The following is a 14,897-nucleotide window of genomic DNA, read 5'->3' on the forward strand; positions in this document are numbered from 1 at the left end:
GTTTTGTCCTTAATATCCGTACTCACTGTCCTCATCGTCTATAACGTTGTAACAAATGTCGTTCGATAAGCGTTCCATTGGTTTATCAATCTCTGTGTTTACTGGATATTGATGATTCATAACGAAACCTTGATTTGATAGTCTTTGAATCTCAACTGATAGTGACAAGACAATGGATTTTAGATCAGCGATTTCTCTACTAATTTGTAATTCATTAGATCTCTGATTCTGGTGGGTATTAGTTAATTGATTAGAACTGAACGCTAAATCTTGTTCTGCCCACTTGATCGCTTGCTTGGTTAATAACCTTTGATCAGATAAAGAGTTTAGATAGTTATAAACTTCCTCTGTCATCCTGTCTGTAGTAATATTTAGCTGCTTCTTTCTACTCCTGGTTGTCATTTACTTCACCAACTTCAGTAGTTGGAACCGTAGTTTTTTCAATCAATCCCATTTTCGCAAGTTGGCTCTTAGCATATATCTCTCCGCCAAAGATATTGAGTTTTCGAGATTCATCAGGAAATATGTGATAATTACTTGCTATATCTTTATTTAATGCTTGTACTAATACTTGCTCAATGTACTTTTTCAGTATCTCTGACACTCCACCGGTCCAGATGTAATAAACTGTTTGTCCATGGGAGAAATGAAAGGTATTGAGTGCTTTAATAACTATAATACTTGCTAATTCCTGGAGCGCGTTTTCAATAATGCTTGTAAAATCGGTTTTCTTTTTTGTCGTTGGATCCTCATATTCAAATATTCCAAACTTAATATTCTCTAAAATAAACCGTTCTAAGGTTCTTACATCGCCGAAGTAATCCATCAGCTTTGTAGTTCTTAAATCTTCAAGGCTTTTTAAGTAACTTTTATCTGTAAAGGATGCAAAATCATCGGTGTCGGCTGGTTTGCGTAATCTAGGTTGTAGTTTCGTAAGGTCCAAAGTCTGTGCTCCCCAGTCGCAAATGACTGAATGTGACATATCAAACTTCGAGATATTTTTCGGGGCTAATTGGAGATCGAATTTGAGTGCGTATCTTGATGTTTCTCCTTCTACTCTGCATACTGCTTTCTTTACGGTAATATTTAATACTCGCTGGTAATTGGGAGTGATCAACTCTACTTCATGATTTTTCTCAAATCGTTGTTCCATCTTTTTTAGCATATCGCCGAAATTATCCGATTTTTTGATTAACCATATCGGTAGCATGGTAAGGAAATACTCAATATCTATTAAATAAACGTCTTGATTCAATTCGCTTTCGATAGATTGTTCTGGATCTGAAATAGACTGATTTACATGATAGAATGCTAGAGCTGCTAGCCAAGTTACAATAACCGTTAAAGACTCCGTTTTATCATGCAGCTTGAAAATGTGTTCATTGCCGAAAATATCAGTCTCTGCCTTCCGCCCGACTTTGAAATATCTGTCTTTTCCATCAAGATTGATTTTGATAACTAATTGTTCTTTTAGCTGTTCCATATCAACACTATCCGTAAATAACGAACTTGCCTTCTTCTCTGAAATTTCAGTAATACTTGATGGCATTTCGAAATAATTCCCATCGATTAGATGCTGGCTCATAGAGTTTCCGAAATCACTGATACAACGTGTAATGTTCATAATAATGTTGCTCCTCTCATATTCTCTTTTTTCGATATAGGATGATCCATACAGGTTGACCCTTTAAGCTTGTCTTAGATTGTATGTCAACTTCTTCCCAGTCAATTAGATATAGCTTAGCTATAGATATAGCTTGATTGGGATCCGTAAACGGTAAACTGGCAAACCAACCGTAGTCAAAATTTTCAGAATTAAACATACTGAAAGTTCCTTTTATTATTAAATTCGATCTTCGGTAATTAAAGGTGATTTTGATTGAAAAGAAATTGAATGGTTTTAAGGGATTATTTACTAGTAAAAAACTGTTGTATTTCGAGGGAATATCGGATATAATGAGGGTGTCAAGCGTCATTATATCCGATTTTCCAAAGCGTGCTAGGTTCCTAACCTAGTGCGTTTTTTCTTTGTCTGTTTTTCTATGTTGTATTTAGCTAGGAGTTTCTTGGCCCAGGCATCATGGAATTGCTTCTTTTTTTCCTGCAAGTCTTCTCGTAACTTCTCCATGTACTTAGCGCGTAACTCATAACTTTCTGCATTAGCTTCCTTAATACCTAAATCTAATCCTTGGCATATGAGCTCGATTGCATGTCCGTCTAGTTCTATTAAAGCCATTGCCTTTAATGCCTCTTCGTTTGGTTCAGCTCGTAACATTTGTTTCCCTCCTCTCTAATACTTGTCCAATACGCAGAGAATACTCTCTGCTATCCATTAACGACCTTTTTTATGGGGCTTTTCGTAGATGTAATTCTTAAAGGCTTAATAGATACACTTTGAAAATACGGGGAAAATGCATCATTGAAAGCTTTGGCAGCATCTGCGTTATTGAATTTCTCTTTTCCTAGCTTTAATTTGCTGCTCATACATATCACCTCGTTACAGAATATGCGGTGATGATCATCGGACTACCATAGTTTCTCACCCAAATTCTATTATTTTTTCTACTACTGCCACTCGATACAAAATTAAGACCGATCAACTTAGAAAACTATGTTTTCTAGATAAAAATTCTAATATGAGAAGGTTTTTATTGAAGTTACCTAGAATTTATTTCTTAGTTGTTAAATTTTACTAAGACAACTATCTTTAAAATTCAGTTAAGTTTTATAGGCTGGGCACATATTGGAGTGATCAATTTGACTTGCCAACATTATTCATGTAAAAAATCTACTTTTTTTAGTGACAAACATATTTGCAAGGTATCCTTTGAAGATAGGAACATTGATGATAACCACTCTAAAATATTTTGTTTGACAAAAGAGGAATGGCATAGCACTGCCAAATATAAAGATTGTCCTTACTATAAGTAACTAAATTTAGCCCAGCCTATATTTTTTTAAACTTTAAATTGTCAATAGCCTGTTGCATCACTTTTTGTTCGATTGTATAATCTACGCTATCTCTGACGACCATCGCTTCTATGACTGTTAAATCTCTTGCAATAATCAAGCGATAAATTGCATCACCCAAGCGATCAGTACAGTCTTTAAGTTTGCTTTTTAATTCATGATTTGTGCTCAGTTCTTTTCTTTCATTCATAGTGAAACCTCCGTTTCGACTATTCTCAACTTGTGTTTACATAACTTTGGTGTAATAACATTAAAACGAATATCATTAGAGATTTGTTCAGCTAGAACTTTGATTTCTTCAAGTGTGAGTTCTTCGCCCAAGATATATTCTTGAAAACATTTAACAAGCTCTTGCTGTATTTGAGCAATCTCAGCAGTAATAGACTCAACTACTTTTTCTTGCTCTATCATTAAACATCCCTACCTTCTACTTTTTTTCTCTCTTCTACTGTCACCCGATACAAAATCAAGACCGATCAACTTAGAAAGCTATCTTTTCTAGATAAAAATTCTAATGTGAGAAGGTTTTTATTGAAGTTATCTAGAATTTATTTCCTTGTTGTTAAATTTTACTAAGGAGTGACATTATGAATTCAAATCTTGATTACGATTGGAAGAATATCTTTCTTGGAACTTCTTCCAAAGACAGCATGAAGGCATATCCTGTATTGAGTTTCATCGTTCTTATCTATACGTATTTAGCCTTAATCGCTGGTGGTGTGGTACTTATTGGTGCATTAAATGCATTATTCGATGGTGAGTTTTTTCAGTTTCTGCTTTACACAGTTGGGGCTGCGTTTCTATGGGCGATGATAAAACTAACCGCCGAAATTATCCAACTTGTTGTGAATATTGCAGATAATACTCGTCGTTCCGCAGAGTATTTGAAGCAAATAGCAGAAAAAGAGTAATACTGTAAATTTAGAGTAGGGGCAGTGGATGTTAATCTTTAAGTCCATTTGCCTCTTTTTTCGATAGCTACGAAAAGTTACGCTGTAGTTCTAGAATATTCCGTTATAACGGTTTCCGTTAGTTTGTTGTCATAAAAAACCTGGACATTAACTTGCAATGTGTCAGCAGCTATCATAATCCTCTCTGCAGTGTATTTAGTGCTTCCTGATGCTAAATGTTTATATCCTTGTATCGTCTTATAGCCAAGGCGTTTTGCCATATGTGTTTTTGATACTCCTTTAGCAATTCTGATTTTTTCTACATTTTCATTTACATTACTCATATGTTCACCTCCTATAATAACGATTTCCGTTAGTTGAATTATACTAACGATTTTTGTTAGTGTCAATATATAATTTAGATATTTTCTCATTTATCGTTAGTTTTATACCCAAATCCGTTAGTAACTGCTATATTATAGATGATTGGAGGGTTGTTTTATATGTCTATAGGAACCGGGGATAGGATTAAATATTTTAGAAAGCTTCGTAAGTTTACACAAAAAGAATTAGGCGATAAAGTTAACCGTTCGCCTCAAGTTATTTCTAATTGGGAAAGAGAATACTCTGACCCAGACCATGAGGACATTGCATTATTGTCTCAAGCACTTAATTGTTCAACCGACTACCTCCTTGGAAGAACCAATAACCCGTCCATTGCTGAAGTTCATAATATCGAGGATGAAAAAACTCCTGACGAGCAACTAAAGGAATTATTATCTGATCCTACGATGTTAGTTGCATTCTCTGATTATGATAATTGGTCAGACGACGATAAGAAAGAATTGATTGCATATTTACGGGCGAAAAAAATGTCGAGAGATGTAAATAAATTATCAGAATAAGAAAAACGACACTCAAAAATAGAGTAGTCGTTTTTCTGCTTTTATACCATTTGTCGAATTTTGTTGAAATATGAAATATGTTGTCGGTTTAATAATAAGGAAGGTTGTGAAAAATTAGGTGAACGACGAAGATTTAACACACAGTAAAATATTATCACTTCTGCTTAAGCCATTATTTAAGATTTAAATAAGAAAGGTTGGTATGAGTCAATGAAATCTACTCCTGGCGAAGCTTTATTCAGATTTTTCCAAACTGATTTGAACGAGAGTAATACAATAGAGTTAAGTTTTACTCCAAACATACCTATTGAAGAAAAGCAATATAAACACATTAGTCACAATTTATTACTTACCGTCACAGGATATCTTTTAATTCTAAACTTAGAGTCTTTAGACAATAACAAACAAATCACGTTTTGTATCCCAGATATTAAAAACGTAGAGCTCAATAACGAAAGCTTAGATGATAATTATTGTAAATATTATTTAAATTGTCACGTTCGTACTCACTATTACGAATATCAAGAACTAATTGAAATGAAAAATGCAGGAATTGAAATCAGCTCCAGAAAAATCGAAGAAATACTTAGAAATATCAATATGACTTATAGAATTATAATTAAAAAGTAAAAGACCCCGCGTCGCCGTATGGTAACGAAAGGTCTTTTAGATCTTATAGCCTCGCCGTGTGGTAAGGAGTTAACTAATTATAGCAAAAAAAAATCCGTTTTGTCAATGGAGGGTAAGATATGAACAATTGTTCAAATTCAAAGGTTCAGTATTATCAGATATATTTTGACGAGTCAAATAAAATTGAAAGCAACCCTAATACTATATATTCATTTTATGGAGCACTTGGGATAGACCAACATTCCGCTACAAAATTAGAAAGTGAAGTTCAATCATTCTTAGGGAAAAATGAATTGCATTTTGTAGATTTCACTAGCGATACTTTAATAGACCGTTATTATAACGTGCTTAGTACAGCATTAAAAAAGAACATAAAAATCAATGTAATTATGCTAGTAAATATATCTGTGCTTAAATCTTCAAAATACTTAAATTTAAAATTAAATGATATTCGGAATTTATTCTATATTAAAATACCAGAGCGTTTAATCTACGGAATAACGCGTGATATCGAGACTAATAACGCAAATGCCCAGCCTACTAATATCTATATTGATAAATCGGCTGAATACACAGCACTCTTGTTAAATTCAAAAATAAAAGATCAATTAAACGCTCAATCTGCTTATAGAAACCTAAAATATATAATTAACGAAGTTACGGATCATGATTCAAAAGACAATATTTTTCTCCAAATAATTGATAATCTACTAGGTATCACTTCTTTTGTTATTGAGCAAAAGTATTCTAATAATAGTATAGCCTCAAAAGTAAAAAGCGAACTTATATATCGATTAATACACACAGGATTAAAAGATATGCAAGATAAAATCCGAATTTTTGTATGGAACATGGATAGTCAGTTAGTTGAAGTTTCTTATTCTAAATATCTTAATGATTTTCTCTTGCATAAAAATAATTATGACAACAAAGAAATGTTCAAATTAAAAACTATTATTGATAATAATCCTAATGCTTTAGAAAGCTTTTACTTAAAAGAAATGGGTTATGCTAACTCTCGACTTAAAACTCTGAGAGGATATATAAATGAGCTAGAAGGAAGAGCAAGAACTTTTAGCAAAGATAAACGGAGCTGATCTATTGTACCGTAGCATTTTAAGAAAGGTTAATAGTATTCATGCACAGTTTCAAATCGATGTATTCCCCGTGCCAATTCACATCATAGAGAATATAATATCTACCAATAAGTTTTGCTTTAGTCATCGTATAAAAATGAACCAGATGATTGTCATTGATAATACGATTATATCTCCACCAAAGATTGATGATACGGCCGATTACAGATATAAATTAGCACACGAGCTCGGACATATTATCTTACATCCTAATAATCACTTTTTCGAAACAAAAGTTGTTCATAACAGACGAGAAAAGGAAGCTGATGTCTTCGCTGCATATTTTCTTATGCCCGATAAACATATGTTGTTTACCCTAAACGCCGGTTATCAAGAATATGATTGGATAGAGCTCTATGGAGTACCAGAAAAACTCATAACAATTAGAAAACAACTTATAATTGATTCACTTAATACAAAGTTAAGAACCGGGGAAGTTGTTTGAGACCGTAAAACATTTATAGCCCGAGATCGATATCTCGGGCTATTATAATATGCTGTATTTAACTTTGTTAGATTATTGATCTTATCAAAGTCTTATTGGTATAGTATTCCATTCGTTATAATCAAACGTTGTGTTTCATAGCTATTGGTTTTATAGGAACATTGAAACACTAGACGTTCAATGCCTGTAACATCTAATTCATAATTAGTTGTTTTAAACCCTGGACCGATATTAATTTCCTTCAGCACTTTATCATCGCCTAAAATTTTTAATTTTGTTGATCCATATTTGTCAGACGCAAAACGATGATCTATTCCTATACCAACGCTTAGCCTTTTATAATATTTGTTAAGCGCGAATCGTAATGTTGGTTCACTCCTTGCATATGATCCATGCATAATGTATGAATTTAGATGTGTTATGTTATCTACGTCTTTAATAAAGCGAGTTGACATGAATCCACTTTCTACATGTGTTTCAATACTCCCATTCACCCAGTATGCTTGACGCGTTAGCTGTTCGCTATTACTTACATGAATGTTACCACTCGTCAAATCTATATTGAATAGATGATCTAATACATATAGTTTCACAAATTCATGTTCAGTGGATATATCTTGATCGAATTTATCAGAAATAATAAAGCTCTTTGGAATATCTTTAAAAAATTCCTCTTTATAGAATTGGCTTACTAATTTATTTGTTAATGGCAAATATAAATGATTCCGCCCATTAAACGAGAAGTCAATTTTTGGAGTAATAGTACCTTCAACAGTAATATTGTTGTTGTCTATTTTTATTTTTTTTATACCAATTGTAAATTGCTCATTAGAGTATGTTGCATCAGATGCAATTTCTAAACCATTTGTTTGGTGACGCTGCATACCAGGCAATATAGTGCTATCTGTTGTATCGCTAAATAAAAGTGTCTTGTATTCGCTTTGATTCGCTAGTGCTGGGAAACGATAATCGACTCGAACTATCTTAAGACCCATATCTTTATCAAGATGCTGAATGCCAATAACATAATCTTTATAAAAACGAAATTGCTTTGAATTATTAGTATTGTGATTTCCATTGTCGAAGATAACTCTAGTCTCAAAATCGAAATTCATCTTTTCTGCAGCGTAACGAGCTGGTCCCTCGTATTTATAAAAAAGTGCATTCCGTTTATTATCTACACCTTCTCCTAGTAACGTAATCTTACTAGTACCATCATCATATAAAACTTGTCCTCTTGTCTTAATTTCCGTTGGAAACGTTATATATTTTTCTCGTTCCGAATTAATCTTTTCTTGATACTGTACAATTACCTCTGGTTGTACTAACTCTGGCAGATTCTTACTTATTGAGCTTAAAGCAACAAGGTTAACTTCAGCTGTATCTAGCAGTAAATTTTCTATACCACGGTCTATCTCGTCTTTTAGTCTAGGATAAACAATGTCTTTAACTTTACTAGTATAAGCAACTCTAATTTCTTCAATTTCTTTGAACATTTTTGATTGAGCATAGCTCTCTAGTTTGCTGTGTAGTACGTAAATGTTATCAAGGGTTGATATGACCTGATTATAATTAGGATCTTCAAAGCTTACGTCATTAACATTATTCTTCACGGCCTCTAACTCTGATACGAGTTTATTAAGGTTTTCTTTTAATTTATTCGCGTTACTTAGTAGTTCCTCCGTTATCTTGTGCCTTCCATAACCAAACTTTAGAGTTTCAGGATCCATTCCTAAGATAGTATTATATGATTTAACTGCTTCTTCAATTTCTAAATTTTCCATTGCAGCTCGCGCTTTGTCCATTTCCTTCTTATAGCTAGAATCATTTCCACTACAAGCACTCAATAAGAGAATGGTAAAGATCAACAGTAAATACTTGAAACTATTATTCATTTGTCACACCTCCTTCAGTCAATTTATCCTCTGTTTTATGTGCAACATATTTTCGGTATATAAAGTAACCTGCTACAATTAGAAGTATTGCTATTAAATAGTTTATGATATTTGACCCTTTCGCCTTATATATGACTATTGTATTTCTTCCGTCTATACGAATTTTATTCTTTTTACCATCAACAAATAATACACCTTCAGACATGTATTCCACGTTGCTTGGTAGAGTAATAACTAAACCTACTGAATTTTTGTCAAAATTATTGATATTCAAAAGCGCATAATCTTTATACTTTTCTAATTCATCTTTCGATACGTTGTTATTGTTTTGGTCTTTTAGATTGTTTAATAAAGACGGTTTATAGTCCATGAAGTCTTCTACTGTGACTAATAAATAGGACTTGTCTAATTGAGTTACGTTTTCAAACTCAAGATTCGCAGTAAATGCGTTATTTTTGGTAGAAATACTATTTACTTTTATTACTTGTTTACCAACTTCAGTGTTAATTTTAGCTATCTCTTTTTCTAACTCCTTCTTGACTTCTTCAGGTGGAATCAAGCTACCAGTTGCAATGGTGTAGGTTGCTTTTCCCGATCCATCTGGATTTAAACTTACTTGAATGTCAGCGCATCCAGTAAGCAGCATGACTAGCAGCATTGCACTCAATAATAATACATAAATATTTTTCTTCACTTTCTACAGCTCCTTTTGTCAAGTATCATTTTCCGAAATGCAATAATCCAAGCGTAATCCCATTAAGAGAAAATAGCGTTTTATTGCAACATATAACATTTCTAAATGATGCTGTAAAAATCCTTCTATTTTACAAAGCTTGTCAAATTTCGACAAATTGTTACATTAGTGTTTTGTTTATTTTGCACATTTATGTTGAATTAGGCTAAAAATATTGTCTGCCTGCCATGGTTTAAAATCATAAAAACGACACTCATATTGAGCGTCGTTCTAACTACCTCAGAACTTTATTAATAAAATCTAAACAGGTGCCGTTAGGTTATATTTCACAATATTGACACATAATAATAATTGACATCTTATATCCTATGATATAGGATGTGACTAAATAAAACTTTAGTGCTTGGGAGCAAGGACAATCAACTTAGGGTTGGTTCGTCGTTGCTCCTTTTGCATTTACCAAAATATCATACAACAATAATAGTCTTCTTAGTTCAGTTGAAATAGAAATTTCACCCTTATCTTTTAAATCCGCTAAGTTAGCTATTAGAAATCGTTTTACTGTCTCTAGTTCTAAATCTTTAATATGATAGGAGATTGTTGCATATATTTTATTTCTTTTACTATCCATTTTGCAGATTTCTTCGACACTTGTTTTTCTTTTAGTTAGTATCGATGATTGATTGATACTGTCATAGTGCTCATCGAAATTTGTGCATTCAGATATTTTGTTAATAAGTTTTGCTTTTTCTGAAGTGTGCAGGTTACTGTTCTCTATTAAGTTTTCATCTAATATTTTATTAATGGGGAATCTTCCGTTTCGACTAACTGCAAATCTCATTCTAGTATCATTACTTATTTCATCAGTATCAGAAATGTAATCCAGGCAATAACTTACAATGTCAGGAATTTGAAATATATATTTAGCATCCCCAAGAGCTACAACAAGATTTCTATTTTGAATATTTTCTTCTAAATTATCTAATTCCTCTGGTGATATAAGAACTGACTTTAACGTTCCTTTCTTACCTCTGTCAACTATAAGTTTTTTAACTATCTGTTGGTATTTTCTTAGTTCTGTAGGTGCTATCCCCTGATTTATCTTACTAATTTTATCGTATATCAATTTGTAGTTGTCTGTTTTTATCACTTTAAGTTTGCAGCCCAGATCTCTTTCACTTATTACTTCTTGGATTAGCTGGTCTTCCCCCTGTTTCCTTTCAATTATTATAAGGCGATTTTCTAATATTTGAAGTTCTTGATCATTTAATGATCTTGTGAAATCACTTATGATTTTTCTTACGTTTACATCTGTTAGAGAATATCCCATGAATATAATAGGGGAGTGCATCATCATAGATATTATTTTTGCACTGATTAGCACAGAGTTTTTATCAAATCTTTCATAATCTTTTTCCGAAATAACAATATCAGTTGGACTTTCTACGCACCCATGTAATTTATATAGTTCAGCGCTCCCGAAAGTTTCTTGGAAGAAACCTTTTTGACCGATATATTTAGTTACTTTATTTCTACTTATCTCGTTATAAGAATTCTCTATAAAACAATCATAATTAGTTGTTAAAATAATCTGAGTCTTCATAAGCATATTCTTAAAGGAATTATATTCTTCTAATAGTTTCTCCTTTATAGTATATTGACTGAATCTTTTTGATATTGCCATTTTAAATGGGGATATTTTAGTTTGATAAGCATCTTTCTGATTAAAGTTTGGTAAGGTAATTGAACCACTATTAAATGCTTCGTTAAATGACTCTTCCAAGATGGTTCCCATTCTTATATTTGAATAATGTTCTAATTCCTTTTCTGATAACCCAGGATTAACTGCCTTTAAAGAATCTATGTTTTTATTAAATTCCCCATAAAAGTTAAGACCAAAGCCAACTGCGTTCCAAAATTCTTCTAATAAGCCAGTCCAATTCGGAAACCCATCTAGATAACGCTTTGAAATACCCGAACCAATAAATACTAACGGAAACTCATTGTTCTCAATTAAATCGTCTAATATTGTCCTCATACAATCTCTCCCGTTTTTTATAAATAGTAACATATTTTAGCAAAAAAAATAAGACTCTTCCTTATGACAAAGTCTGATTTCTTCAGTTCGCAAACGTATTGACTACAAGATTGCGAACCTTTAGTAGCTTGTGAAATGTTATTTTTAGCTAGAGCCAATATGTAAATTTAGTATATTTTTGGAAGTTAAATTTCCTGCCTTATGTAATTTTTACAAATTTCGACAAATTATTTGAAAATAGCATGTTATTATATGGAAATAGAAATAAGAAAGGACTGATATATATAAGCTCTAAAGTTTAAATACACATGAATAAAATCGATACTAAAAAGGAGCATTATACTATGAATGGAAGAGTATTAATGGTTTCAGTTGTTCTCTGCTTAATAATACTTACTGGATTTTCGAGCTTGAATAAAATTGATTCAATAAAAATCAACTACGCTAACTCCAATCAAGAAAAAATATTATCAGATTTGTCAAAGAAGCCTCTATCTAAAGTATTTGAAGAAATTAATATTATTAGCGGTGATGGTATAAACAACTCAAATTTAATAGCTCATGCTAATACTGTATCTAAAAGGTTAAATGAGATATCTGATGAAGAAGTAGTAAAAAATATTAAAGATGAATCAAATAGTAATAATCTTAAAATAATCTTAATTCAATCTTTACAAAATCAGTCAGGTAATTTAGATAAAAATATTGATTCCGAATTTTTGAAAATGGTAAAAAATAAAAACATAGATAAGGAAGTTAGAGAAAATCTGATTTGGACGCTTAACAATAATTCTGCAACAACAAGTACTCTTGAAGATATCGTATTTAATGATGATGAAAAACTAGCATTCCAAGCAATGAAAAAAATAAGATCTTATGATTCTGAAAAAGCAATAAAAATAGCAGACAAAATAATTGCTAAATATTACTCTGATAAAATACAAAATGAGAGGGTTAGATCTGCTGTTAAGGCAAAAGTCGAATTTTTTAGACATAACAAATCATTAACGAAAGAGTCTGATGCTTTTATATCATTATGTATAGAATTGTTAGAGAACCCATCATATGAATTAATGAAAGATACAGCGATCTTTTCATTATCAGAACTACAAAATGAAGCAGCAATATCATACATATTATCTAGTAATGATGTTGAAGACTACCTAAAAGTTTACTGTATAGACCAAAATTATACTACCCTCTTATCAATGATAAATAATAATTTATCAGATGAAAATATTGAAATAGTTATTAAAGCTATGAATATATACCCTATAACTGATTTAATAACTCCATTAAAAAAGGTAATGGAGCAATCACCAAATAAACAATTTTCAACTAGTTTAATTGAAACAGAGGGTAATCCTGTTAATAAAAAGTGGATTAACTATTAAATATAAAAGGAGGTTTCTTATGAAGATGAAGTTTAGGTTAATTATTTTATTAGTAGTACTTGTTCTATCAGTACCAGTTAATATAACAGATGCAGCTACTGGTAATGCAGGATATGCTGTATATAGAGATGGTGTAATAGGTACTGGTATTTGGCATGCTGGACTTATGAATTCTCCTACTTCAAATGATTGGTACCCTGTTACACATATTTTAGGTGATTCAAATGGAGTAATAAAGCATCAGTGGTGTTGTTTTATTGATAATAATGTTTTCAAAGGTGTATATAGACCAAATCAAGCAATGACATCATATGCAAGAGATTTAGTAATAGCAACATCTCAAAAGCTTACAGAAGAGTCAATATCTTATAATTTTTTATATCAAATTAATTACAACTTAAGTGGAGATCCAAATTGGGTTTACCCTGGTGACATAATTAGTTTAAGATGTGATGGTGTGGTTGAGTACTGCTATGAATGGCATGGTTTCAAAATTTATGGAGGTACATATTGGGATATAACTAGAAAGGGCGTAAAATATTTTGAGGAACATGCATCACTTTCTATAAACCCAAATACTCAAGCACAAAATTATATGACTCTAGTTCAAACTACGAAACCATAATTTTTATACATCTATCAAAAAGTTTAGACTGTAGAGCAATTTTGCCTCGGCAGTCTAAACCCTTTTTAAGAGGTTTATGTAAACACTTGCGTCTTGTGCTGAGGCATTTTCATGTGATAGCGTCAAAATATTATCCTCTATTATTTTTTATTATAAAAAAAGCTAAGCAGTGTGTATATGCAATCATTTTATAATTATAAGAAAAAGCTTAATACATTTTTTCGTAATAAATGCATAATATTATCGATCTAACTACAATAATACTATTTTAAATTATCAGTAGTAGTCAATAAGAAAATGGTAATGAATCCATTTCTAAAATATTTTAAATTAATGAAAAAGATTATCAAAAATTAACATTATTTTTTCAAACCATAATAAAAATGGGGATTAAAATGAATAAGATAAAAATTTCAAATGTTTTAGTAGTATTATTTTCTTTGCTAGCTATTATATCTGGGATGTTGATAAATTTTAATTCATTCCTAAACGGTTCTAAAGCAAACATGTTAGATGTTTACGTCACCATTTCCTATGTATTAATATGGATTTTAATCTTGTTATTCGGGACAGCAAGTTATAATAAAACAATAATAAGGTATTGCGTGTATTTTTGGTTTCTAAACGTATTTATGGCGTTTACAATAGTATATTCTTTTATTAGTGACACATATTTAATTTGGGAATTTCCATTAGCAGTAATATTATATGGTCAATGGCGTGGGTTTGCATATTATATGAATAATTTCTATACTTCAGTATTAGTGCTATTGATTTCTTTTATTATGTGGATTACTTCGTACTTAGTTTCTCGAATAAACAAAGGTAACTAATTTTAAGGAAGTTGTGGACAATCTATGGGGATAGAACTTGGACCCTTCCCCTATTTTTATACCGCACCATACATTACTTCCATTGTCGATCCTATTTTTCAGGCGTTGTAAAAGTAGTATGTCCCTTTCTCTCGCAGAGGCAGACTTAACAATTGATTAAACTTTGGATAACTCCCTTATGTCTTTACTTCGTTATGGAAGACTATTTTATATTTGTAGTGATTATCTAAAAAGTAATCTGCAGGTGCGCCAACATGTTTATATTACCATGTCACTTTTTGTCCAATTAAAATGTAACACATTTGCACCAGTAGCTTTGAAATTGATTTATAATATTTAATTATCTTTTATGGTTATAGAATGGATAAACTTAGCGTTGGTTTCATTTTACTCCAATTTGCAATGCTAAGCAAAGCAGTTCGCAAAGGGTATATATGTCATT

The 14,897-nt window shown here is 31.6% G+C and carries 18 protein-coding genes; 7 read left to right on the top strand and 11 right to left on the bottom strand.

Annotation, left to right across the window (positions count from 1 at the left end; genetic code table 11):
* Positions 1-9 precede the first annotated feature (9 nt).
* The 7 genes from BHU72_RS05190 to BHU72_RS05215 all read right to left on the bottom strand — a co-directional run bounded on the left by BHU72_RS05190 (position 10) and on the right by BHU72_RS05215 (position 3,381).
* The gene (locus BHU72_RS05190; protein WP_141709259.1) at positions 10-402 is read right to left on the bottom strand and encodes a hypothetical protein; all 393 of its coding nucleotides are present in this window, start codon (positions 400-402) and stop codon (positions 10-12) included.
* A complete protein-coding gene (locus BHU72_RS05195; RefSeq protein WP_069701581.1) occupies positions 386-1,624 on the bottom strand; it encodes an Alp7A family actin-like protein in 1,239 nt (412 codons plus the stop codon). Before BHU72_RS05195 ends, BHU72_RS05190 begins: the two co-directional genes overlap by 17 nt.
* A 16-nt stretch (positions 1,625-1,640) precedes the next feature.
* The gene (locus tag BHU72_RS05200; RefSeq protein WP_069701582.1) at positions 1,641-1,823 is read right to left on the bottom strand and encodes a hypothetical protein; all 183 of its coding nucleotides are present in this window, start codon (positions 1,821-1,823) and stop codon (positions 1,641-1,643) included.
* Between the two features lie 176 nt (positions 1,824-1,999).
* Entirely contained in the window at positions 2,000-2,275 is a 276-nt protein-coding gene (locus BHU72_RS05205; RefSeq protein ID WP_069701583.1) for a hypothetical protein, read from the bottom strand.
* 50 nt (positions 2,276-2,325) lie between these two features.
* A complete protein-coding gene (locus BHU72_RS15820) occupies positions 2,326-2,484 on the bottom strand; it encodes a hypothetical protein (RefSeq protein ID WP_176720412.1) in 159 nt (52 codons plus the stop codon).
* A 463-nt stretch (positions 2,485-2,947) separates the two neighbouring features.
* Positions 2,948-3,160: a hypothetical protein gene (locus BHU72_RS05210; protein WP_069701584.1), complete on the bottom strand. Its 213-nt coding sequence runs from the start codon at positions 3,158-3,160 to the stop codon at positions 2,948-2,950.
* Positions 3,157-3,381 (bottom strand): hypothetical protein, encoded by a 225-nt coding sequence (locus BHU72_RS05215; protein WP_069701585.1) that lies wholly within the window; start codon positions 3,379-3,381, stop codon positions 3,157-3,159. Before BHU72_RS05215 ends, BHU72_RS05210 begins: the two co-directional genes overlap by 4 nt.
* A 176-nt stretch (positions 3,382-3,557) precedes the next feature.
* Here BHU72_RS05215 and BHU72_RS05220 point away from each other — a divergent pair, with 176 nt between their 5' ends.
* Positions 3,558-3,881 (top strand): hypothetical protein, encoded by a 324-nt coding sequence (locus BHU72_RS05220; RefSeq protein WP_069701586.1) that lies wholly within the window; start codon positions 3,558-3,560, stop codon positions 3,879-3,881.
* A gap of 77 nt (positions 3,882-3,958) precedes the next feature.
* Here the strand turns inward: BHU72_RS05220 and BHU72_RS05225 are convergent, their stop codons facing one another.
* Complete coding sequence (locus tag BHU72_RS05225) at positions 3,959-4,204, bottom strand: helix-turn-helix domain-containing protein (protein ID WP_069701587.1); 246 nt, start codon at positions 4,202-4,204, stop codon at positions 3,959-3,961.
* A 159-nt stretch (positions 4,205-4,363) separates the two neighbouring features.
* Here BHU72_RS05225 and BHU72_RS05230 point away from each other — a divergent pair, with 159 nt between their 5' ends.
* The 4 genes from BHU72_RS05230 to BHU72_RS05245 all read left to right on the top strand — a co-directional run bounded on the left by BHU72_RS05230 (position 4,364) and on the right by BHU72_RS05245 (position 6,976).
* Positions 4,364-4,765, top strand: coding sequence for a helix-turn-helix domain-containing protein (locus tag BHU72_RS05230; protein ID WP_069701588.1), 402 nt, complete (start codon positions 4,364-4,366; stop codon positions 4,763-4,765).
* Between the two features lie 210 nt (positions 4,766-4,975).
* Positions 4,976-5,395, top strand: a complete 420-nt coding sequence (locus BHU72_RS05235) for a hypothetical protein (protein ID WP_069701589.1) — start codon at positions 4,976-4,978, stop codon at positions 5,393-5,395.
* A gap of 119 nt (positions 5,396-5,514) precedes the next feature.
* On the top strand, positions 5,515-6,492 hold the full coding sequence (locus tag BHU72_RS05240) for a DUF3800 domain-containing protein (protein WP_069701590.1): 978 nt from the start codon (positions 5,515-5,517) through the stop codon (positions 6,490-6,492).
* Positions 6,493-6,496: 4 nt separating this feature from the next.
* Positions 6,497-6,976: an ImmA/IrrE family metallo-endopeptidase gene (locus BHU72_RS05245; RefSeq protein WP_069701591.1), complete on the top strand. Its 480-nt coding sequence runs from the start codon at positions 6,497-6,499 to the stop codon at positions 6,974-6,976.
* 92 nt (positions 6,977-7,068) lie between these two features.
* Here BHU72_RS05245 and BHU72_RS05250 read toward each other — a convergent pair whose 3' ends face one another.
* The 3 genes from BHU72_RS05250 to BHU72_RS05260 form a co-directional block, all read right to left on the bottom strand.
* Entirely contained in the window at positions 7,069-8,871 is a 1,803-nt protein-coding gene (locus BHU72_RS05250) for an NPCBM/NEW2 domain-containing protein (protein WP_069701592.1), read from the bottom strand.
* A complete protein-coding gene (locus BHU72_RS05255) occupies positions 8,864-9,538 on the bottom strand; it encodes a hypothetical protein (protein WP_218076104.1) in 675 nt (224 codons plus the stop codon). The genes BHU72_RS05250 and BHU72_RS05255 overlap by 8 nt, the downstream gene beginning before the upstream one ends.
* A 451-nt stretch (positions 9,539-9,989) precedes the next feature.
* The gene (locus BHU72_RS05260; RefSeq protein ID WP_069701594.1) at positions 9,990-11,603 is read right to left on the bottom strand and encodes an SIR2 family protein; all 1,614 of its coding nucleotides are present in this window, start codon (positions 11,601-11,603) and stop codon (positions 9,990-9,992) included.
* Between the two features lie 308 nt (positions 11,604-11,911).
* Here BHU72_RS05260 and BHU72_RS05265 point away from each other — a divergent pair, with 308 nt between their 5' ends.
* Both BHU72_RS05265 and BHU72_RS05270 read left to right on the top strand, forming a co-directional pair.
* The gene (locus BHU72_RS05265) at positions 11,912-12,997 is read left to right on the top strand and encodes a hypothetical protein (protein ID WP_176720413.1); all 1,086 of its coding nucleotides are present in this window, start codon (positions 11,912-11,914) and stop codon (positions 12,995-12,997) included.
* Between the two features lie 19 nt (positions 12,998-13,016).
* Positions 13,017-13,622 carry a hypothetical protein gene (locus tag BHU72_RS05270; protein ID WP_069701596.1) on the top strand — a complete coding sequence of 202 codons (606 nt, stop codon included), beginning with the start codon at positions 13,017-13,019 and terminating at the stop codon, positions 13,620-13,622.
* Positions 13,623-14,897: the final 1,275 nt, after the last annotated feature.

Origin of the sequence: Desulfuribacillus stibiiarsenatis (assembly GCF_001742305.1) — a bacterium.
In the GTDB taxonomy this organism is placed as follows: Bacteria; Bacillota; Bacilli; order Desulfuribacillales; family Desulfuribacillaceae; genus Desulfuribacillus_A; species Desulfuribacillus_A stibiiarsenatis.

Excerpts from the sequence above, each read along its gene's own strand:
- BHU72_RS05190 (WP_141709259.1), bottom strand. The coding sequence starts at position 402 with ATGACAACCAGGAGTAGAAAGAAGCAGCTAAATATTACTACAGACAGG.
- BHU72_RS05195 (WP_069701581.1), bottom strand. The coding sequence starts at position 1,624 with ATGAACATTACACGTTGTATCAGTGATTTCGGAAACTCTATGAGCCAG.
- BHU72_RS05200 (WP_069701582.1), bottom strand. The coding sequence starts at position 1,823 with ATGTTTAATTCTGAAAATTTTGACTACGGTTGGTTTGCCAGTTTACCG.
- BHU72_RS05205 (WP_069701583.1), bottom strand. The coding sequence starts at position 2,275 with ATGTTACGAGCTGAACCAAACGAAGAGGCATTAAAGGCAATGGCTTTA.
- BHU72_RS15820 (WP_176720412.1), bottom strand. The coding sequence starts at position 2,484 with ATGAGCAGCAAATTAAAGCTAGGAAAAGAGAAATTCAATAACGCAGAT.
- BHU72_RS05210 (WP_069701584.1), bottom strand. The coding sequence starts at position 3,160 with ATGAATGAAAGAAAAGAACTGAGCACAAATCATGAATTAAAAAGCAAA.
- BHU72_RS05215 (WP_069701585.1), bottom strand. The coding sequence starts at position 3,381 with ATGATAGAGCAAGAAAAAGTAGTTGAGTCTATTACTGCTGAGATTGCT.
- BHU72_RS05220 (WP_069701586.1), top strand. The coding sequence starts at position 3,558 with ATGAATTCAAATCTTGATTACGATTGGAAGAATATCTTTCTTGGAACT.
- BHU72_RS05225 (WP_069701587.1), bottom strand. The coding sequence starts at position 4,204 with ATGAGTAATGTAAATGAAAATGTAGAAAAAATCAGAATTGCTAAAGGA.
- BHU72_RS05230 (WP_069701588.1), top strand. The coding sequence starts at position 4,364 with ATGTCTATAGGAACCGGGGATAGGATTAAATATTTTAGAAAGCTTCGT.
- BHU72_RS05235 (WP_069701589.1), top strand. The coding sequence starts at position 4,976 with ATGAAATCTACTCCTGGCGAAGCTTTATTCAGATTTTTCCAAACTGAT.
- BHU72_RS05240 (WP_069701590.1), top strand. The coding sequence starts at position 5,515 with ATGAACAATTGTTCAAATTCAAAGGTTCAGTATTATCAGATATATTTT.
- BHU72_RS05250 (WP_069701592.1), bottom strand. The coding sequence starts at position 8,871 with ATGAATAATAGTTTCAAGTATTTACTGTTGATCTTTACCATTCTCTTA.
- BHU72_RS05260 (WP_069701594.1), bottom strand. The coding sequence starts at position 11,603 with ATGAGGACAATATTAGACGATTTAATTGAGAACAATGAGTTTCCGTTA.
- BHU72_RS05265 (WP_176720413.1), top strand. The coding sequence starts at position 11,912 with ATGAATAAAATCGATACTAAAAAGGAGCATTATACTATGAATGGAAGA.
- BHU72_RS05270 (WP_069701596.1), top strand. The coding sequence starts at position 13,017 with ATGAAGATGAAGTTTAGGTTAATTATTTTATTAGTAGTACTTGTTCTA.